Raw genomic sequence first — 19,239 nt, forward strand, 5'->3', positions numbered from 1 at the left:
CTTGTTTTATTGTTACAAATGCATAGTTATCTGTTTGTTACGATGTTTTAAATTGAATAACCTTTATAGCTTTTTATTTAACCTTAGTAACCTTTTATTTACCCTTTGGGCTTTTTAGGATTGGTAGTTTGTTGTTTGTTTCGTGCCATTTATTAAAGTCTGTATTTTTATTGAAACCTTTAAAGGCATTATACATAATGTCGAAGTATTTTTCTTTTACATTTTTTTTGTTGTATTCTAAACCGTAACAATAATCTTGAAATTTTTTAAACACACTTCTTACGTCTTTTTTGTCTCTACTAAAACCAACATCAAAAGTTTGCTGTATAGGTTCTTTATCTATAAAAGTAGATTTTATGAATATCAAAAGCTTGTTTTCGCTTAAATAACACTCTCCTTTTCTGTTTGGTTTATTAATTAAAACACTAAAAAAATTATAAACATCTTCAATCTTTACTTCTCGAATTAAATTGTTACGTTCCTTGAATAATTCGTCTTTAGTTAGCTCTTTACTTTGTGCCACTTCTACAGGTTCTGCCGCTTCAATTCCTTTTAATATTTTGGCTTCAATTAGTTCAGCGTGTTCAATAAATTTTTTCGGTGTATCATTACCATCTAAACCAAAATTAAAAGCGTCTTTAGGTTCGTTTATATCTGCTTCATTAACTTTATTAAGATTAACTTTTATTTGGTTTAAAAACTTACCTATTCTAATTATTTCGTTTACTTTTTCGGGCTTTAGTTCCGTTGTTTTAGCAAAGAATATAACATCATTAATAGCACTATCTATTTTAAAATAAATTGATATTTGATTTTCTTTGTCTGTTTGTTCAGGATCAAAATTTTGAAGTTCGTCATACAATTCAGAAAGTAAGCCGTAAGCATCATTTTTATAGGTGTTTGGATAAATTTTAAGTGTGTTTATATAGTTGTTGTATAATTCGTTTTCTTTGTCGTTTAAATCCATTCCTTTGGCTTTTTTTGTCTTTGCCGTTTCTAAAATTTGTCCGTTATCCATTGCTTAAAGTATTATTGATTTGATGCGTTTTTAATTATTGTAAATTTCTGTTTAGTTAAAAATCAAGCAAACTGTTTGCAAAGTCCTTTTTTGCTTCATCTTCAAAACCTGCAAAATAATTTTTTGTAACGCTCAAATCACTATGGTTTAAAGCTTCACTTATAAACTCCATACTAGCACCTTTACGGACTGAATTAGTGGCAAATGAATGTCTAGCCCAATAGGTAGAAATATCATTAGGTAAACCGTTTGCTTTTGCTATTCTTTTAATATGATCGTTAACGTATCGAGTGAAGTTTTTTATTTTCTTATACTGTGTTTCGGGTGTATCTCCTTTTGATATGATGTTAAACACAAAACCAGTATTTGACTTATTACCATATTTTGAAATAATGCTTTTTGTGAAGTCGGTTAAATATATTGTTATTTCTTTTTTTTCGTCTGTTTTGTCAAACGTTTTAGCTCTGTAATAAGAGAAACTATCTCCTTTTATGTCTGAATGTTTTAAAAGTGCAATATCCTTAAAATTCATACCGTTGCTAGCATAACTAAAAAACCAAAAATCTTTGGCTTGTTGTTCGTTTTCGTTTGTTACTTGTGCATTGAAAAAGGTTTTTAGTTGAGTAGATTTTAATGCTTTTTTTACTTTTTTTGATTTTGGGATTTTATATTTTTTGTCTTTTATTAGTCCAAAAGGATAAATAGCTTTGTGAATGTCATTTGATCTAATAGCATTATTGAAAATTACTCTCAAGGTTCTAGTATAAATACCAATAGTAGTGTAACTTTTTCCTTTTGATAACATGAATTTTTCATAATCATTTAGCCAGTCGGGTGTGATAGCTTCAAAAGTTAATTTGTCAGCCTTGCACTTCTTTTTTGTTTCACTAAATTCGATTAATGATTTAAGAGTGTATTTATAGCTTTCAGCCGTTCCTATTTTATCGTTTTTTGTGTTCTCTTGTATTACTAAATCGAAATGATACTTAACATTATTTTTATCTGTAGATTTTCTAAATAGTTTAGTTTCAAATTTTTTAAAGTCAAATACCGTTAATTCTTTAGCAACATCATGCGCTCTTTTTTCAAAATCTTGAAGCTTAAAAAGAATCTCTTTATTTGTGCCTCTTAAATTTTTGTTTTCTGCATTTATCCAAATAGTATTAAATTCTTTTTCTGTTAAATCTATTCCAGTAGAAAAGTATCTTACTTTTTTAATATTGTTAAGCTTGTTGTAAACTCTTAACTTAACATTAAACTTTCCGTTGGCTTTCGCTCTTCTTTTTTCGTGGTAAATAGATATTATGTAACTCATTGTCTTAGGCTTTAAAACAAAGATATTTGTTTTCACACTATTTTCACACTATTTTCACACTTTTTATATTAATAAACATATAATAGATATTAATAGATAATAGTACATTTGCCTTAAATATTAGGTTTTATGAGCATTTAGATACTTATTAGATATTTAACAAATAATGTAATTCTTGATTACGGCTCAAGAGGTTATAGGTTTGAATCCTATCGAGGTCACTAATAAAACCAACACTTTCAAAAATATTTGAGCGTGTTGGTTTTTTCATTTACACACAAATTCGTATTTAATACTCACTTATTTAGCTGCATTTGAAGTTTTCCATGTTAGAAAATTAAATATTTTTTATCTTTATTTAATTAAAATTATATTAGAGGTAATGAAAACAATTTTTTCCATAAAACGACTATTATTAATTACAATTTCATTTTTTGCTTTTTCATATTCCTTCTCTCAAGAATGGCAATTAATTAACAATGAGCTAGATGGCAGCGAAACTTATATTAGGCAACATACTTCAAATTCTGCTTGGATCAAAAGAACAAAACAAGATGTCCCTCTTGATTATGACAAATATGGGTTCAATAAAATCAATGAAGGATATACGGTTATCCTTTTTAGATTTGATTGTCGTTCACTCAAACTTGGTGTACTTGTCTCCGTATATTACAATAATGAAGGAGAAGTAAAGCATTCTCAACAATATGAAGATTATGAAGTTAATATGAATTATGCTGTGCCAGATTCATTGGGAGAATTTTGGTTAAAAACATTCTGTGAATTAGGTGATAAATCTAAAAATTAACGTTTTTTTATTTTTGTAATTTCGCCTCAAATGAGTAGTTAGGCAAACTTCTATTTACTTAAAATCAATTTCATTTTAATTACTAATTTCAAAAAGCTTATGCTTCATAATTGAATTTTTAAATTCATCCTATTCTTGTAACAAAAACGTAAAAAACACACATTAATAAAAATGTTCAAGTCTACAATAAAAAAGAATATACTTATTTTTGAACTATGGTACAAAAAGAGCTTCTCAATCAAATTAGTTATCTGTTTGATGATTTTATTATTAATAATATTATAGAACTTGGCGTTCTAAAAACATTTACTACCAATGACATTATTATAGACATTGGTCAAGAATTAACACACGTCCCTTTATTGTTAGATGGCAACATTAAGGTCATGAGAGTTGACGATAATGATAATGAATTGCTTTTGTATGTTTTAGAAAGTGGAGACACCTGCTCAATGTCTTTAACCTGCTGCATGGCTAAATCTGTCAGTAAAATTAGAGCAGTTGCAGATAACGACTCTAAAGTTATCATGATCCCTAAAGAAAAAATGAATGAATGGTTTAATTCTAACTCTAGTTGGAGGGACTTTATTTTACAAAGCTATCAAGTACGTTTTAATGAAATGCTTGAAACTATTGACACCATCGCATTTATGAAAATGGACAAACGGCTTTTTAAATATTTAATTGATACGGTTAAATTAAATGCTTCTAAAACCATTTTAAAAACACATCAAGATATCGCAGATGACCTCAACACGTCACGAGTTGTAATTTCTAGACTATTAAAGCAACTAGAAAACGAGAGCAAAATTAAATTAAGTAGGAATAAAATTGAAGTCATAGACTTCTAAGTAACATTTATCACACTGAATAAAATTTCCCACCTTACATTTGTATAAAATTAATAACACATGGAATACATTTTACAACCTTGGCCTTGGTACGTTTCTGGTCCTTTAATAGCCATTATTATGTTTACTCTTATTTACTTCGGAAAAACATTTGGTATGTCCTCAAACCTTAGAACACTTTGTTCTATAGCAGGTGCTGGTAACAAAGTAAAGTTTTTTGATTTTGATTGGAAAACCCAACGCTGGAATCTCATTGTCGTTTTAGGAGCAATTATTGGCGGCTTTATAGCACATTTTTACCTATCTGTTCCAACTGATATAAATTTAAATCCAGATACCGTAAAAACACTTAGTTCTCTCGGGTTTGAAGATGCAGGTAAATCTTTATTACCAGCAGAACTTTATAGTTGGGATGCTGTACTAAGTTTAAAAGGATTGGCCATTTTAATCATTGGCGGATTTCTAGTTGGTTTCGGTACACGATACGCTGGAGGATGTACTTCTGGCCATGCCATTACTGGTTTAAGTAGTTTACAAGTACCATCGCTTATCGCTGTAATTGGCTTCTTTTTAGGAGGACTTATTATGATTCATTTATTATTCCCTTTAATTTTTGGTTAATATGATAAAGTATATAAAATTTTTATTCGTCGGAATTATCTTCGGAATTGTACTCGTAAAATCTGAAGCGGTATCATGGTATCGCATCTATGAAATGTTCAAATTTGAATCTTTTCATATGTATGGCATTATTGGCACTGCCGTAATTACCGGAATCGTTTTACTATTAATAAGTAAAAAATACAAAAACATAAATGGCGCATTTATGACAGTCCCTAAAAAAGATAAAGGCTACAAACGCTATATTATTGGTGGCACTATCTTTGGGTTAGGTTGGGCTTTATCTGGAGCTTGTCCTGGACCAATGTACATACTTATTGGTACAGGAGCGTTTTCTGTACTCATTGTAATTCTAGCCGCACTTTTAGGAACCTACGTTTATGGTTTATTAAAAGATAAATTACCACATTAAACAAACCTGATATTTGTCAGTTCAAAAAAATATAACACATCGTATCTTTGGCACATAAAATGTACAGAGACTAAGTATAACCAACTCTATAATTTGGAGCAAAATTTATTTAACTATGAAGATAGAACAATTATACACAAGCTGTTTAGCACAAGGTGCTTACTATATAGAATCAAATGGAGAGGTCGCCATCATAGATCCTCTTCGCGAAACACAATCATACATTGATAAAGCAACTAAAAGCAATGCTAAAATCAAGTATATTTTTGAAACACATTTTCATGCAGATTTCGTTTCAGGACATGTAGATCTAGCTCAAAAAACTGGAGCTACAATCGTTTATGGCCCAGGAGCAGAAACCTCATACGAGATACACGCTGCAAAAGACAATGAAACATTTAAACTGGGAAATATTACCATAAAAGCCTTACACACGCCTGGTCACACTTTAGAATCTACAACCTATTTATTAATTGATGAAAACGGAAAAGATCATGCTATTTTTTCTGGTGACACCTTATTTCTAGGTGATGTAGGACGACCAGATTTGGCTATAAAATCAGATTTAACAAAAGAAGATTTAGCTGCCATGTTATTCGATTCACTTCGTAACAAAATCATGCCTCTTGCTGATGATGTTATTGTTTATCCTGCTCATGGTGCAGGTTCTGCCTGCGGAAAAAACCTCAGCAAAGAAACCATAGGAAGTATTGGAGATCAAAAGAAAACAAATTATGCTTTGCGTGCAGATATGACCAAAGACGAGTTTGTAACAGAAGTTTTAGATGGTATTGCGCCTCCTCCTCAATATTTTGCTAAAAATGCCATGTTAAACAAAACAGGTTATGACAATTTTGAAACTGTTTTAAAAACAGGAAACATTCCATTATCAGCTCAAGATTTTGAAGACCTAGCAAATCATGAAGATGCTTTAGTATTAGATGTAAGAACGCAAAGTGATTTTATAAAAAGTCATATCCCAAATTCTATATTTATTGGATTAAATGGCGGATTTGCACCTTGGGTTGGTGCATTAATAAAAGATATTAAACAACCCATCATTCTTGTTGTACCAGAAGGTAAAAGTCAAGAAGCCGTGACACGTTTATCTCGTGTTGGTTACGATAATACTCTAGGATATTTAGAAGGTGGTATTGAAACTTGGATTTCCGCAGGAAAAGATATTGACACCTTAGAATCTATATCTGCAAGTGAATTTGCTGATAGAGTAAAACAAGGTGATGTTAATATTTTAGATGTGAGAAATAATGGCGAATATGCAAGTACACATTTAGAAAATGCTCAACATTTTGCACTCGATTTTATTAACGATCAAATGAATGACGTTTCTAAAGATAAAACCTATCATATTCATTGTGCTGGCGGTTATAGAAGTGTGATTGCTGCGTCTATTTTAAAAGCAAGAGGGTTTCACAACCTTGTAGATGTTGCTGGTGGTTTTGGAGCTATAAAACAAACCGATTTACCAATGACAGATTTTGTTTGTCCGTCAACCTTATAACAACAAAAAAGCCTTAGACTATTAGTAATCTAAGGCTTTTTTTTGTTTTTTACTTTTTATTAAACAATCTCAGCACTCAAACCGGCTTCCAAAAGCATAGAGCAACGAGGCTCTAACTCTTTATACTCTCCAGTTTTCACAGTACATTGACCTTTGTAATGTACTATAATTGAGCATTGTTCTGCTTGCTCTGGTGTATGATCGCATGCATAAATTAAGGTATCTATTACATGATCAAATGTATTTACATCGTCATTATAAACGACAATCTCATTTAGAGGTTGCTCTAAGGTATCAACGAGATATTCTTCTTTTACTTTTTCTTTCGTGCTCATTATTTGGTTCATAGTCATCAAATTATTTAATGAGGTTGGTCGTTAAATATTACTATAAATTTAAAAATTATTTCTGAAATTTTAAAGCTACCCAATTATTTCTTTCTAATGTTTCAACGTGAACTAAACCATGTTTATTACATTCGGCTTCAATAACTTTGATATCATCGTTGTAAAATCCGCTTAAAAATAAAGTGCCATTATCATTTAAAGTGTTAGCATAGGTTGCCATATCATTGAGTAGAATATTTCTATTGATATTAGCAATAACAATATCGTAATGTCTTCCTGGCAATACACTCGCATCTCCTTCTTCTACGGAAATGTGCTGGCATTGATTTCTCTCAACATTTTCTAAACTATTTAGGTAACACCAATTATCGTAATCTATAGCATCTAATGGTTTTGCACCTTTCATTTCGGCAAGAATTGCTAAAACTCCAGTACCACAACCCATATCTAAAACCGATTTATCCTTGAAATCGTTTTTGAGGATATGTTGAATCATCATATGTGTTGTTTCATGATGACCTGTACCAAAACTCATTTTAGGTTCTATGATTATATCATATTCTGTGTTCGGTTTTTCATGAAAAGGCGCTCTAACAGAGCACATATTATCAACAATAATCGGGTTAAAATTCTTTTCCCATTCGGCATTCCAGTTGGTTTGCTCTATTTCTTCCGAAGAAAACGTAATATCAAACTCATTAGAGTTTAAAATTTGGATATCGTTAAGGATTTTATCATGCCATTCTTCCTTTTGAATGTAGGCTGTAACACCGTCTTCAGTTTCTACAAAACTTTCAAAACCTGCATACCCTAACTCTGCAATTAGAATCTCTACTGCTGGTTGCAATGGTTGTACTTTGAAATAGTAACCTATGTAAATTGTATTTGACATGTCAAGATTTTAGACTGCAAAGATACAACTAAAACCAAATACAAAAGGGTATTCTCTAAGTTCAAAAACTAGAAAATACCCTTATCATTTAATGCAGTAAGTTGTTTTTTAAAACGCGTTTACAATTGCATAAAAATCTTCGGCTTTTAAAGCTGCTCCTCCAATTAATCCGCCATCAACATCTGGCTTACTAAAAATCTCCTTAGCATTTGCTGGTTTTACACTACCACCATAAAGAATGGTCATAGCATCTGCCACGTCATTACCGTATTTTGTTTGTAATGTTTGCCTGATAAATGCGTGCATATCTTGTGCTTGCTCAGGACTTGCTGTTTCACCTGTACCAATAGCCCACACTGGCTCATAAGCCAACACTATATTTTTAAATGCAGAGGCTTCTAAGTGAAACAAAGCATTTTTAATTTGAGAACCTACTATAGTCTCTTCATTTCCAGCTTTACGATCTGCTAATTCTTCTCCAAAACAGAAAATAATACGCATATCATGAGCTAAAGCTGCATCTACTTTTTTTGCTAAAGATTCATCTGTTTCATTAAAATACGCTCGACGTTCGCTATGTCCTAAAATCACGGTTTTAACACCAATGCTTTTTAGCATGCTTGCGTTAACTTCTCCAGTGTACGCTCCGTTTTCTGCGAAGTGCATGTTTTGAGCGACAACTTCAATATCATCTAATCTAGTGGCTTCAAACGCGTGCCATAAATTAGTAAAAGATGGTGCAATCATCACTTCGGCATTTGAGGTTTTAGATTGTTTTTTTAAATCTGTTATTAACCGTTCTGTTTGCGAAAGATCGTTATTCATTTTCCAGTTACCTGCTACAATATTTTTTCTCATTTGTGTGGTGTTTTAACGTTTCCGAAGAAATAAAATTTATTTTAAGAGTTGTTTTTATTTAGTTATTCTAGCTTCACCTTAGGATCTAGCCAACCATAAATAACATCAACAAAGATATTAATGATAATAAATAAAACAGCAATAATAAGTACCGAACCCATAATTACTGGTAAATCTAAAGTATTTAAGGCGTTTACAATTTCTTTTCCTAGTCCGTTCCAGCCAAAAATGTATTCTACAAATACGGCTCCTGCAAGCATGGATGCAAACCATCCTGAGATTGCTGTAACGACAGGGTTTAACGCATTTTTTATGGCGTGTTTTTTTATAATCTGAAATTCGCTGAGCCCTTTAGCTCTGGCTGTTCTAATATAATCTTGATTAAATACTTCTAGTAGTGAATTTCGCATGAGTTGAATGACAACTGCCAACGGACGAATCCCTAAAACCAGAGCTGGCAATATGAGGTTTTTCCATTGAATGTTCATGCGTTCTCCAAAATCATCGAGTTCATATAAACTTCCGGTCATTTCTAAATTGGTGTATTCATGTAAAACAAAGCCAAAAAACCAGGCAAAAAGGATAGCACTAAAGAAGGATGGTACACTCATTCCTAATGTGCTAAAAATTTGAATGGTTTTATCAATCCAAGTGTCTTTATAAAGTGCAGATAAAATGCCGAATAAAACGCCTAAAATAATAGCTATTACAATTGCCGAAACAGCCAAAACTGCAGTATTTGGCAATGTTTCTCCTATAACGTGCGACACCTTTTTACCTTGTTTGGTAAAGGATTCTCGTAAATAAGGAAACTTGATGACGGTTGTAACATTATCGAAGGAAAACAGTTTTGAAGCTGCATATTTACCATCTTTTAAAAACGTATAATCCTCTTGATTTTTAGAATGAAAGGAGATTGGCGATAAATCGTTGAGATAATATAAATACTGCGTGGAGATGGATTTATCAAATCCGTATTTTGCTTTTACAGCTGCAATTTGATCGCTATCTTCATTTTGACCAAGCATCATTTGTGCTGGATCTCCTGGCAAAATATTAAATAAATAAAATATAACGGTTACAACTCCTAGAAGGGTTAGTAAGGCATAAAAGGTTTTATTTAGGATGTATCTTACCAGTGTTTTTGATGTTTTTTAGTTTTTATTTTCAAGTATTCGTAGTTTTTAGAGGCACTAATTTAAATAATGAAACACTCTTAAAACTACGACTTACATTTAGAAATCAATATCATCAATTGCATTCCAATGTGTTTTTTGGGTCACAGTTCCTTTTTCTAAAACAACGATACCAGGATTTGATCTCACAACCGTTTTCAATACTTTTTCATCACAGAGGTAAAAATCAAAATCTAAATCGTAAGTGTCTTTAATTTCTTTTTTCTTGTCTTCTCCAGAAGCTGTTAAACCAATAACGGTATAGCCTTTTTTCTTAGCTTCATCTGCCATAGCTTTAAGTGCTTGCATCCCATTTGGATCTGATTTTTCTAGACTGTATGAGACAATCATGACTAATTTATCTGTCTCTAAAAATTGTTGAGTTAAATCTTCATCTGGTGATTCTATTGTAAAATCTTGAATTTTAGGCTCATCACCTTCTTCAATCACAATGGTTTCGACACCTATAATTTCGTCGTATTTTTCTGGTCCACGACCTCTATCGGTATAGGTTTGTTCTTTCCCATCTAATTTATAGGTCCAAATATAATCGGTCACAGCTTTTTGAGCATCTGCAGGCAAGGTCATATTCTCTTGAAAATTATCACCAATTTTATAGGCTCTAAAATCTTTTAATGGTAAATTTTCTAAGCAGTAATATGTGAACCCTAAGCACAATACATAAGCTCCTAATAATGCTAACCAATCGCCTTTAGTTTTTTGCTTTATAAGATAAACAAGTGCATATAACACTACTGAAAACACGACAGTAAACCACCAACCAATGTATAAGGCTCCAAAACCTAAAATGAGCAATAATGAGGTGATCATATAAAACCAATCTTCGGTTTTTGTGTTTTTTTGAATTTTGTTTTTAAATGCGAAAAGGAATAACGGAATTGTAAAAATCAATAAAAAGAGATCTTTATAGAATGATTCTTTTGGAGTTAACTCTAGAGCATCACCAAAGCAACCACAATCTGTCACACAGTTTTGAGTAAACTCTTGCCCTAGTCTACCTGCAGCTTCTTGCGCAACTAAACAACTTGATGTATACCAAGTAAGCCATGTAAAAAACAACATCATTAATAAAATTAATGTTGAAGATAATTTACTTTTTAATCCAAAAATCACAGCGACACCAAGCACAATTTCTACGACACATATACTTACTGCAAGTAATAATGAATAGGGTATTAAAAACTCAAGATTTAAAACATCTTGAGCAAAATAGTCATTCAATTTATAAGAGAAACCAATGGTATCGTTACATTTAATTAATCCTGAAACGATAAATAAACTTCCAACAATGAGTCTAGAGATGGTAATAAATATTTTCATGTATATTGATGTGATTTAATAAACTGCTATTAATTTTCTAAGTGAATTAAGGCAAATACCGAATAGTTTATCATATCCTGATAATTAGCATCAATCCCTTCACTTACTAATGTTTTTCCTGCGTTATCTTCGATTTGCTTAACACGTAATAATTTTTGCAAAATCAAATCGGTTAAACTACTTACTCTCATATCTCTCCAAGCTTCACCATAATCATGGTTTTTGTCCATCATGAGTTGTTTGGTTAGAGCAATTTTGTCATCATATAATGCGGTTGCTTCGTCTAATGACAAATCTGGTTGCTCTACCACACCTTTCTCTAATTGTATTAAAGCCATGGTACAATAATTGATAATCCCAATAAACTCGCTTACCTCACCTTCATCAACTTTACGCTCGTTATTTTGTTGCAAGCCTCTAATGCGTTGCGCTTTGATAAAAATTTGATCGGTTAATGATGGTAATCTTAAAATTCGCCATGCGCTTCCGTAGTCTTTCATTTTATTAATAAAAAGACTTCTACATGTTGAAATTACAGCATCATATTGTTTTGAAGTATCTTGCATTTAAAACATTTTATTTTCCGTAAATTTCGCATAAATTAATCAGATTTAAAAACTTTAACCATACTATATAGCTTTGAGTAAAACCATAAATTGTAACGGTCAATTAATAGATCTCTCACAACCTAAAGTGATGGGTATTCTCAATGTCACACCAGATTCTTTTTATGATGGTGGTCAACATAATAATAGCGACTTAATTATTGAACAAGTCAAGACCATGCTTAACGAAGGAGCAACTTTTATAGATGTTGGTGGTTATAGCTCTAGACCTGGTGCACAAGATGTTTCACAAGACGAAGAAATACAACGTGTCATCCCAATTATTAAACTAATAGTTGACGAATTTCCAGATGTGCTCATTTCCGTAGATACCTTTAGAAGTGCGGTTGCAGAGCAAGCTGTTAAAGCAGGTGCATGCATGATCAATGATATTTCGGCAGGACATTTAGACGATACTATGCTTAAAACAGTTGCGCATTTAAAAGTGCCTTACGTGATGATGCATATGAGAGGCAATCCTAAAACAATGGCAACACTCACCAATTATGAAAATTTGGTTAAGGATATTCTCTTCTATTTTTCTGAACGTATTACTAAAGCTAGAGCATTAGGCATCGTAGATTTAATTATTGATCCTGGTTTTGGATTTGCAAAAACTGTAGCGCAAAATTACGAGTTACTCAACAAGTTTGAGCTCTTAAAAATGACAGATCTCCCTATTTTGGCAGGACTCTCTAGAAAATCTATGATTTATAAAACTTTAAATTTTTCTGCGGAAGACGCGTTAAACGGAACCACCATTCTCAACACCATTGCCTTACAAAAAGGTGCTGATATTTTGAGAGTGCATGATGTAAAAGAAGCCATGGAATGCGTGAAACTAACTCAACAATTACACTAATGAAACACATATCTCTACTTTTAATAGCTGTACTTCTTTTTTCCTGCGGAAATGAGCGCACGTTACAACTCCCTGAAATACAAAATGCAAACATTACCGAAATACAAGATGTGTCTCACGCCTATGTATTTTATGACGAAACCAAAGAAGATAGCGTAGAACTCAACCGGAAAAATTTGATTAGCACGACCAACTGGTTAATAAATGTTGATAAACGATTGACGCTTGCACAAGCTATTCCGAAGATAAAGTTTTTACAAGAGAAGAAACGCAATGCTAAAATGCATAAAAATGAAGCTGCTAAAAATTACTTTACCTGTCATGATACTAGTATTAGCAACTTAGGATTTTTGGAGTTTACTGATGTGAATTACATAACAAATATTGATTTATATGAGAATGATTTACCAATAAAAAAAATTGAAGGTCATGTTATTATAAGCTTTTTTGAAGGTTACTTTAGCATCGATGGATTATACAAATCAAAAGAAACAAATCAAGAAATTTTACAAACTTCTTTTCTAAAAGACGAATTACGCAAACTTCAAAATGAAAACAGGCATTTAAGCATTGATTTGATGTTTATTTCTCGATTAAGTTTTCAAAACTATATAACTTTTAAATCTGAACTTAAAAAAATAGAATCAGAAACAATTTCAATAAACAAAGATGAATTCTTATTTTAACCAATAATTATTACATTTACGCTAAACACATTAACCATTGGATAGATTCAAATTTTGGGATTTTGGTATTATAGATTTTATCGACGTTTTTCTCGTCGCTATTCTACTCTATTATATCTACAAATTGGTTAAAGGCACTGTTGCTGTCAATATTTTTATTGGGATACTTATCATATATCTGGTTTGGCGCGTGACAGAGTTTCTAGATATGTACATGCTTCATCGCATCTTTGATGGTTTTATTAAAGTTGGGATTATTGCACTAATTGTTGTGTTTCAACCCGAAATACGGAAATTTTTATTAATGGTTGGATCGACCAATTTAAGTGGTAGTGGTAAGTTTTTCAAAAAAATGAAATTCTTAAAAACCGAAGCCGAAACAGAAACCGATATTAATGCACTTGTGAATGCTTGTGATAAAATGTCACAATCAAAAACTGGAGCACTTATAGTTTTAGAACGTAATAACAACCTCGATTTTTTGACCAATACTGGTGATGAAATGAATATTAAAGTTACGCAACCTATTATTGAAAGTATCTTTTTTAAAAATAGTCCGTTGCATGATGGTGCAGTCATTATAGAAAATAATGTAGTTAAAGCTACTCGTGTTATTTTACCTGTGAGTAACGATCAAAATATACCGCAACGATTTGGTTTACGTCATCGTGCTGCTGTTGGTATTACTGAAAAAACAGACGCAGTTGCTCTTGTGGTTAGTGAGGAAACCGGACAAATTTCATACCTCAAAAATGGTGAGTTTGTAATGTTTGAAACCATACAAGATTTAACCGCTCTATTGTATAAAGATTTAACTTAAATGAATTGTAGAAATTGCAAAGTAACTTTAAATGACACATTAAACTTCTGCCCTAATTGTGGTGCAAAAATTGTGAGAAAGCGTCTCACAATGAAAAACCTTTGGGAAGATGTTAGCCTTCAATTTTTAAATATTGATAATAAGTTTCTTAAAACATTTACACATCTTTTTACGCAACCAGAAACTATAATTAATGGTTTTATAGAAGGAACACGCAAAAAGTATATAAACGTAATTCAATATTTTGCTATTTCATTAACACTAGTTGGTATTCAAGTCTTTTTAATGAATACTTTTTTTAGTGATGATCTAGCACATGCCATGGATTTCATAAAACCCTTTGAAAAAGCTACTGGAGGAAAAGAAAACCCTTATTATTCTAGCTTAGCAAGTTTAGAAGAAATTAATAACTACCAAAGTATTATTTATATATGCACTGTGCCTATATATACTTTAGCCACTTGGTTAGCTTATAAAATTATCAAACCAGTAAGGCGCTATAATTTCACAGAGCATTTAGTTTTAAATTTGTATTATAATGCACAAGTCATAATAATTACAGCCTTATTAAGTATACTGTTTTTATGTTTTGGATTTAATTACTTGCTTATTTCTGGTGTCGTTACTTTTCTAGTATTTATCTACCTATTTTGGATATTAAAACGAGTGTTTAATGTTTCATATTTAGAAGGTTTTGCTCACTTTTTATTAGTCATGTGTATGTTTACTGGTATATTTCTAATGGTAGGCGTTGGCATTGGCATCACAGGGATTATAATTGGTTATACAAATTAATTAACAAAATAGCTCTTATATGACTTGTAAAAACTGCAACAATCAGCTACCTGCAAATAGTGATTATTGCAATATGTGCGGAGGAAGAGTGATTAGAAAACGTCTTACGTTCAAAAACCTTTTTGAGCATTTTTCTGAAACGTTCTTCAATTACGACAATAAGCTTTTAAGGACATTTATTGATTTATTTAAAAAGCCAGAAATTGTCATTGACAGCTATGTGCAAGGTGTTAGAAAACGTTATGTAAATCCAGTAAGTTTTTTTGGAATTATTCTAACCATAAATGGTTTAAATGTATTTTTAATAAGTAAGTTTTTTAAAAAACATTTGCAGGCTTCTCAATTTGTTGGTGATTTAGAGTCTGCAGAGAATGAGGCTACAAGAAAAATTATGGAGATGACTTCAGATTTATCTTTAGAATATGCCTCACTACTCTTTTCATTATTAATTCCTATTGGAGCTTTAGTTAGTTTGATTGTTTTTTATAATAAAAAATACAACTATACTGAACATGTCATACTTTACCTCTATAGTATGTCGGTTTATTCTATTATTTCTGTTGTATTTGGATTGATCGTGTTTTTAACTTTTCCTGAAAAATACATGTTTTTTGCCTCTGCGATGTATCTATTTATTTTCATTTATCATTGCTATATTCACACTAGATTATTTAAACTGAGTGCAAAACAATTGATCCTTAAAACATTATTATTTTTAGTGATTGGATTTATAATTTATATTGGTTTTTCTATACTAGGTGTTATAACCTTATTACTATCTGGAGCAGTAGATCTCCAAGACTTTGCTCCAAAGCAATAATTTAACTTGCCTCAGCGCCTTTAATCACTAAAATCTATAATTTAAACCCAACATAAAATATCGATTAATCAAAGGTGTTCTCGATGTGAATGTTGTAATATCGGTCAATGAAAATATATCAAAAGAATCATTATCATAAAGATTATTGATTCTTAATGATGAAGAAAACTTACTACCCTTAAATTGATATTTAGCTTCAATATTAGTAAAATAATATGATCTGTCATTCTTTGGTAAATTACCAAACCCATAGCGCTCATTTATTATAGAGAGATTTAAACTTTCTGAAAACGAAAAATCAAGATCAATAAACGATTTACTATTCGTGTTTTGCGCAGAAGAATTATTGATATCAAACTTAATTTTTCTCCATTCAGTACCTAAAGTAAAATTAAATGCACCATTAAAAGCTGACCTCATTTCAAATCCATAATTAAAATTATTAGAGCTTATATTTCGTTCAAAATTATTTACAAGATCAATATACTCTGAACGACTATACGATGTTTTTAATTTAAGATTAGATGAGATAAAATCTATGTACCTATCAAAATTTACACCTAAAATATAATTTTTACTATCGTCTAAAATTATTTGTTCTGTCGTATTGAGGTCTAGTGAAATAGAGGAGTTAGAAGATATAAAATTCTTGTTTTGAGTATATCTAAAATTCAAATTAGCTGAGAATTTATCTGTCCAACTACCATACCTATAATTAAAATACATCACATTACTGCGCAACAAACTACTATGATCTATACCCTTATAAAATGTTCTGTAATTAAATTGTACGAAATCATTAAATAAGTTACTTGCGTTAGTCACATTACCATTAGTACGAAACCCAGAAATGAGTTCATGCTTTTTATTAGGTTGATATTTTAAGTTTAAACTCGTATTTAAAAAAAAATAATTTGAACTTTCAATAACCTCACTATTTTCAAGTTTCAATCTATCATAATTGAGGTTAACGTTAGTGAATACGTCAATTTTACCAAAAGAAAACCTAAGCCTATTATAAAAATAAAATAATTTAGAGTTGAGTTCAAAATCATTATTAAAATCTTCATTTGCACTAAATATACCAGCAGCATTATCCTTAAACCTTAAACTTGAATTGATATCGTCATTTCTATTTTTGAATCCTAAATAACTTTCATAATTAAACTTTGAGCCATTATTTAAATAACCAAATTGAATCGTTTTAAGATTCATTTTAGAATCTATTATTGATATTGATTGTTCAAACGTTTGTGACTCACTTTCAGGATAAAAGAATTCTCCATACAAATACGGTTTTACAAGATATTCAATTGGCTTATCCTCATTAATGTATCTTGCTGAAATTACTACGGCAGAGCTATCCTTAAATCTAGAAGTATAATGAGCAAAATGGTTATGCCTTGATGTTTTTGAATTTAAATCTTCATAAATATCAACTTGATTTTGAACTAAATCTCCTACACCATTTGATTTTAAATTATAAAAAGATCCTTGATACTCCAAACGTTTCTTTTTGCCAATATTCCATTCAACACTTAATTTACCTAAACCAAGTTTATCTTTAGTACTTGTGTTAAAATCTTCAATTAAGGTGAATGGATCTTCTGTTATAAAGTTTGTTACATTCTGACTTTTATAATCTTTACTATCTGAAAATAAAATCCCTAAAGCTTTAATTTTAAGATTTTTAGACACATTAAATATTGAATTTATATTTGTAAATTTAGAAGTATTGAAATTTACAAATCTATTATCAAAAACTGGTCTTACAGTATTTAGTGTTGTTAACGTGGCACTACTTTCTTTTCGACCAAGATTATAACTTTCATCATCATTTTTACTACTTAAAATCCCATTAATATCTGAAACTACATCATCACCTATGGTATTAAAATCTGTCAGCACATAATGCTTACTCTTTTTTAATAAAGAGATTAAATTACTATTCACATCGTATCGATCTTTATTAGCAAATCCTAATTCTACATTACCTAATACATTAGCTTTTCTGTCTTCCTTTAATGTTAAATTAAGTGCAATATCTTGGGTATCTCTAATATTTTTTAGCAAAGGATTTCTACTATAATTTTGTAATACCTCAATTTTATCAATAACATCTGCATTTAAATTTTTGGTTAATACAGAATATCCACCTTCAAATAAATCATCATTATCTATTTTAACATTAGTAATTAATTTACCTTGAAACTTCAAAGTTCCGTCTTGCTCTACACTAATACCTGGAATACTTTTAAGCAAATCTTCAACAACGATATTCTTTTTTTTATTAAAAGCATCTGCTTTAAAAATAATTGTGTCTCCTTTAATTTCAATATCTCTTTCTACTTCAATGACGACCTCTTTTATTTGAGTAAGTTTATCTTTGAGTAAAAAGTTTACAATCTCATTTTTATGTAATTCTATAATTTTAGACGTTTTTTCATAAGACATAGATGATACTTCTAATTTATAGATTCCTTTAGATAAACCATTTATTTTATAAATACCATTTTTAGAAAACGTAAAAGTTTTTAAAGAGTCATTCTTGAAAATTAAAATATTAACACCATCTATTGGTATATCTAATGAATCCTTAACTGACCCACTAATTTCAAATTGAGCAAATAAAAAATTGCTTGTTAATATAAAATAACAAGCAATTATAAATTTATTTAGATAACCTTTCTTTTTTAATCTTTTGCTTCCCATTCAAATTTTAATTCTAGACCACCTCTTTTTCTCTTTTTAAATGATTTCTCACGTTGGTAATCTCTAGGCATCTTAGAAGTCGCCATATCATATCCATTGTTAGTTTTATCATATAAATCTATAAAATCTTTAAGAGTCATCTCTTTTAATGATTTTGAATAATCCTTAAGCTCTAAAATAAATTTTTTTATTTTTTGATCACTCTCTTTAGATACATTAGTTAATGTCCATTTTAGCTTATTCTCGGTATCATAAATCAAAACTGGTAAACCAGGAAAACTATTAAATTTCCAAGGTCCAAAATCTATAGGCACAGACAAATCCACCAAAGCTAAATAAGTTCTACCTCTAAAATATGAAGTTAGTTCTACGCATTGCCTCCCATTAACAATCTTTTTGATACCAGTAGGTTTCCAAATAAAAGTTTGCAAGACTTCTGTAGTTTTAATAAGCTCATAACCAATTGAATGCTTAGTTATATGTTCATTTTTTTGTTTGTAACTAATATTAAAATCAGAACCATCACCTGCAGAAAACACATTAACATTTGGAATTCCAGTAACCTCATCAATACTAAGCTTTTCTATATCTTCTAAAAATACTGTCTTAGAAGTATGATAATAGGTGTTTTTCTTATAATTAAAAACATAACCTTTTTTAACCAATGCTTTTCCTAGGTTATAATTGACCTCATACTCTAGAACTGGTATGGAATCATTATTTTGACCAAATAAATAAATTTGACTAAAAAAGGTTATGAAAAGTAAAAAAAATCGCAT

The 19,239-nt window shown here is 30.5% G+C and carries 20 protein-coding genes; 10 read left to right on the plus strand and 10 right to left on the minus strand.

The window, feature by feature from the left end:
- Positions 1 to 94: 94 nt before the first annotated feature.
- Both TD29_RS16810 and TD29_RS16815 read right to left on the minus strand, forming a co-directional pair.
- Positions 95 to 1,018, minus strand: coding sequence for a hypothetical protein (locus TD29_RS16810; RefSeq protein ID WP_040282485.1), 924 nt, complete (start codon positions 1,016 to 1,018; stop codon positions 95 to 97).
- Positions 1,019 to 1,073: 55 nt separating this feature from the next.
- Complete coding sequence (locus TD29_RS16815) at positions 1,074 to 2,333, minus strand: tyrosine-type recombinase/integrase (RefSeq protein ID WP_052467166.1); 1,260 nt, start codon at positions 2,331 to 2,333, stop codon at positions 1,074 to 1,076.
- Between the two features lie 382 nt (positions 2,334 to 2,715).
- On the opposite strand from TD29_RS16815, the gene TD29_RS16820 reads away from it, so the two are divergent.
- The 5 genes from TD29_RS16820 to TD29_RS16840 all read left to right on the plus strand — a co-directional run bounded on the left by TD29_RS16820 (position 2,716) and on the right by TD29_RS16840 (position 6,547).
- On the plus strand, positions 2,716 to 3,141 hold the full coding sequence (locus TD29_RS16820; RefSeq protein WP_040282489.1) for a hypothetical protein: 426 nt from the start codon (positions 2,716 to 2,718) through the stop codon (positions 3,139 to 3,141).
- Between the two features lie 215 nt (positions 3,142 to 3,356).
- Entirely contained in the window at positions 3,357 to 3,992 is a 636-nt protein-coding gene (locus TD29_RS16825; protein WP_040282491.1) for a Crp/Fnr family transcriptional regulator, read from the plus strand.
- Positions 3,993 to 4,052: 60 nt separating this feature from the next.
- On the plus strand, positions 4,053 to 4,613 hold the full coding sequence (locus tag TD29_RS16830) for a YeeE/YedE family protein (protein ID WP_040282493.1): 561 nt from the start codon (positions 4,053 to 4,055) through the stop codon (positions 4,611 to 4,613).
- Positions 4,614 to 4,617: 4 nt separating this feature from the next.
- Positions 4,618 to 5,025, plus strand: coding sequence for a DUF6691 family protein (locus TD29_RS16835; protein ID WP_040282574.1), 408 nt, complete (start codon positions 4,618 to 4,620; stop codon positions 5,023 to 5,025).
- A 115-nt stretch (positions 5,026 to 5,140) separates the two neighbouring features.
- Positions 5,141 to 6,547: an MBL fold metallo-hydrolase gene (locus TD29_RS16840; RefSeq protein WP_040282495.1), complete on the plus strand. Its 1,407-nt coding sequence runs from the start codon at positions 5,141 to 5,143 to the stop codon at positions 6,545 to 6,547.
- A gap of 59 nt (positions 6,548 to 6,606) precedes the next feature.
- On the opposite strand, the gene TD29_RS16845 is transcribed toward TD29_RS16840, so the two are convergent.
- The 6 genes from TD29_RS16845 to TD29_RS16870 form a co-directional block, all read right to left on the minus strand.
- A complete protein-coding gene (locus TD29_RS16845) occupies positions 6,607 to 6,882 on the minus strand; it encodes an ATP-dependent Clp protease adaptor ClpS (RefSeq protein ID WP_040282497.1) in 276 nt (91 codons plus the stop codon).
- A 67-nt stretch (positions 6,883 to 6,949) separates the two neighbouring features.
- The gene (gene prmA, locus TD29_RS16850) at positions 6,950 to 7,786 is read right to left on the minus strand and encodes a 50S ribosomal protein L11 methyltransferase (protein WP_040282499.1); all 837 of its coding nucleotides are present in this window, start codon (positions 7,784 to 7,786) and stop codon (positions 6,950 to 6,952) included.
- 108 nt (positions 7,787 to 7,894) lie between these two features.
- Positions 7,895 to 8,644, minus strand: coding sequence for a triose-phosphate isomerase (gene tpiA, locus TD29_RS16855; RefSeq protein WP_040282502.1), 750 nt, complete (start codon positions 8,642 to 8,644; stop codon positions 7,895 to 7,897).
- A gap of 62 nt (positions 8,645 to 8,706) precedes the next feature.
- A complete protein-coding gene (locus TD29_RS16860; protein ID WP_040282504.1) occupies positions 8,707 to 9,783 on the minus strand; it encodes an ABC transporter permease in 1,077 nt (358 codons plus the stop codon).
- Between the two features lie 96 nt (positions 9,784 to 9,879).
- The gene (locus tag TD29_RS16865) at positions 9,880 to 11,160 is read right to left on the minus strand and encodes a DoxX family protein (RefSeq protein ID WP_040282507.1); all 1,281 of its coding nucleotides are present in this window, start codon (positions 11,158 to 11,160) and stop codon (positions 9,880 to 9,882) included.
- A gap of 29 nt (positions 11,161 to 11,189) precedes the next feature.
- Positions 11,190 to 11,726, minus strand: a complete 537-nt coding sequence (locus tag TD29_RS16870; RefSeq protein WP_040282509.1) for a DUF1599 domain-containing protein — start codon at positions 11,724 to 11,726, stop codon at positions 11,190 to 11,192.
- A 130-nt stretch (positions 11,727 to 11,856) separates the two neighbouring features.
- On the opposite strand from TD29_RS16870, the gene folP reads away from it, so the two are divergent.
- From folP to TD29_RS16895, 5 genes are all read left to right on the plus strand, one after another.
- Positions 11,857 to 12,627 carry a dihydropteroate synthase gene (gene folP, locus TD29_RS16875; protein WP_052467169.1) on the plus strand — a complete coding sequence of 257 codons (771 nt, stop codon included), beginning with the start codon at positions 11,857 to 11,859 and terminating at the stop codon, positions 12,625 to 12,627.
- On the plus strand, positions 12,627 to 13,313 hold the full coding sequence (locus TD29_RS18105) for a hypothetical protein (protein WP_152611548.1): 687 nt from the start codon (positions 12,627 to 12,629) through the stop codon (positions 13,311 to 13,313). Before folP ends, TD29_RS18105 begins: the two co-directional genes overlap by 1 nt.
- Positions 13,314 to 13,350: 37 nt before the next feature.
- Positions 13,351 to 14,133 carry a diadenylate cyclase CdaA gene (gene cdaA / locus TD29_RS16885; protein ID WP_040282514.1) on the plus strand — a complete coding sequence of 261 codons (783 nt, stop codon included), beginning with the start codon at positions 13,351 to 13,353 and terminating at the stop codon, positions 14,131 to 14,133.
- Between the two features lie 90 nt (positions 14,134 to 14,223).
- Positions 14,224 to 14,928, plus strand: coding sequence for a DUF3667 domain-containing protein (locus TD29_RS16890; RefSeq protein WP_161792631.1), 705 nt, complete (start codon positions 14,224 to 14,226; stop codon positions 14,926 to 14,928).
- Between the two features lie 19 nt (positions 14,929 to 14,947).
- The gene (locus TD29_RS16895; protein ID WP_084203527.1) at positions 14,948 to 15,748 is read left to right on the plus strand and encodes a DUF3667 domain-containing protein; all 801 of its coding nucleotides are present in this window, start codon (positions 14,948 to 14,950) and stop codon (positions 15,746 to 15,748) included.
- A 27-nt stretch (positions 15,749 to 15,775) separates the two neighbouring features.
- Here TD29_RS16895 and TD29_RS16900 read toward each other — a convergent pair whose 3' ends face one another.
- Both TD29_RS16900 and TD29_RS16905 read right to left on the minus strand, forming a co-directional pair.
- Positions 15,776 to 18,460 (minus strand): carboxypeptidase-like regulatory domain-containing protein, encoded by a 2,685-nt coding sequence (locus tag TD29_RS16900; RefSeq protein WP_040282518.1) that lies wholly within the window; start codon positions 18,458 to 18,460, stop codon positions 15,776 to 15,778.
- The gene (locus tag TD29_RS16905; RefSeq protein ID WP_040282521.1) at positions 18,442 to 19,239 is read right to left on the minus strand and encodes a GLPGLI family protein; all 798 of its coding nucleotides are present in this window, start codon (positions 19,237 to 19,239) and stop codon (positions 18,442 to 18,444) included. Before TD29_RS16905 ends, TD29_RS16900 begins: the two co-directional genes overlap by 19 nt.

Origin of the sequence: Psychroserpens damuponensis, assembly GCF_000826655.1 — a bacterium.
GTDB lineage: Bacteria > Bacteroidota > Bacteroidia > Flavobacteriales > Flavobacteriaceae > Psychroserpens > Psychroserpens damuponensis.

Excerpts from the sequence above, each read along its gene's own strand:
- TD29_RS16810 (WP_040282485.1), bottom strand. The coding sequence starts at position 1,018 with ATGGATAACGGACAAATTTTAGAAACGGCAAAGACAAAAAAAGCCAAA.
- TD29_RS16815 (WP_052467166.1), bottom strand. The coding sequence starts at position 2,333 with ATGAGTTACATAATATCTATTTACCACGAAAAAAGAAGAGCGAAAGCC.
- TD29_RS16820 (WP_040282489.1), top strand. The coding sequence starts at position 2,716 with ATGAAAACAATTTTTTCCATAAAACGACTATTATTAATTACAATTTCA.
- TD29_RS16825 (WP_040282491.1), top strand. The coding sequence starts at position 3,357 with ATGGTACAAAAAGAGCTTCTCAATCAAATTAGTTATCTGTTTGATGAT.
- TD29_RS16830 (WP_040282493.1), top strand. The coding sequence starts at position 4,053 with ATGGAATACATTTTACAACCTTGGCCTTGGTACGTTTCTGGTCCTTTA.
- TD29_RS16840 (WP_040282495.1), top strand. The coding sequence starts at position 5,141 with ATGAAGATAGAACAATTATACACAAGCTGTTTAGCACAAGGTGCTTAC.
- TD29_RS16845 (WP_040282497.1), bottom strand. The coding sequence starts at position 6,882 with ATGAGCACGAAAGAAAAAGTAAAAGAAGAATATCTCGTTGATACCTTA.
- prmA (WP_040282499.1), bottom strand. The coding sequence starts at position 7,786 with ATGTCAAATACAATTTACATAGGTTACTATTTCAAAGTACAACCATTG.
- tpiA (WP_040282502.1), bottom strand. The coding sequence starts at position 8,644 with ATGAGAAAAAATATTGTAGCAGGTAACTGGAAAATGAATAACGATCTT.
- TD29_RS16865 (WP_040282507.1), bottom strand. The coding sequence starts at position 11,160 with ATGAAAATATTTATTACCATCTCTAGACTCATTGTTGGAAGTTTATTT.
- TD29_RS16870 (WP_040282509.1), bottom strand. The coding sequence starts at position 11,726 with ATGCAAGATACTTCAAAACAATATGATGCTGTAATTTCAACATGTAGA.
- folP (WP_052467169.1), top strand. The coding sequence starts at position 11,857 with ATGGGTATTCTCAATGTCACACCAGATTCTTTTTATGATGGTGGTCAA.
- TD29_RS18105 (WP_152611548.1), top strand. The coding sequence starts at position 12,627 with ATGAAACACATATCTCTACTTTTAATAGCTGTACTTCTTTTTTCCTGC.
- TD29_RS16890 (WP_161792631.1), top strand. The coding sequence starts at position 14,224 with ATGAAAAACCTTTGGGAAGATGTTAGCCTTCAATTTTTAAATATTGAT.
- TD29_RS16895 (WP_084203527.1), top strand. The coding sequence starts at position 14,948 with ATGACTTGTAAAAACTGCAACAATCAGCTACCTGCAAATAGTGATTAT.
- TD29_RS16900 (WP_040282518.1), bottom strand. The coding sequence starts at position 18,460 with ATGGGAAGCAAAAGATTAAAAAAGAAAGGTTATCTAAATAAATTTATA.
- TD29_RS16905 (WP_040282521.1), bottom strand. The coding sequence starts at position 19,239 with ATGCGATTTTTTTTACTTTTCATAACCTTTTTTAGTCAAATTTATTTA.